Annotated in this window: 1 protein-coding gene; it reads left to right on the top strand. The window is 34.3% G+C overall.

Features of this window, described 5'->3' with window-relative positions; genetic code table 11:
- Positions 1-276 (top strand): hypothetical protein (locus M3212_RS21820; protein WP_251195996.1); only part of this gene is annotated, 276 nt, incomplete at its 5' end.
- Positions 277-385: the final 109 nt, after the last annotated feature.

Below are 385 nucleotides of genomic sequence, written 5' to 3'. Positions count from 1 at the left end.
CAATATAAGTGGTCAATGTTTGCCATTGTCCCAACACAATTTATTGGAATTTTAGTGGGTTCCATTGCCCCAATATTCAGATGTACTACTGCAGTCACTAGTTTTAAATCTTTTGCTAGGTGGAATATTAACCATTTGATGATTTTTAAAGTAGAGAAGTATTGGACTCAAAAGTTATATGAGTGGAAAGAAAGTCATCATATGAGCTTTCTACTAGGTGGTCGCAGATCAAGAAGTCTTCTTCGGAATTTGAAAAAACCTAGTCTAGTCCTTTGAATTGGATTTCAGATGGCAATTATTGTAACATGCAAAATGATATGTCTCATCCCAATTGTCATTCTAATCTTGGTCACGTTTTGTTCAGATTATGTCAAGTACTATTTGA

The organism is Halalkalibacter oceani (assembly GCF_023715705.1).
Lineage (GTDB): Bacteria > Bacillota > Bacilli > Bacillales > Bacillaceae_D > Halalkalibacter > Halalkalibacter oceani_A.
This window is presented reverse-complemented; position numbering and strand designations above follow the sequence as displayed.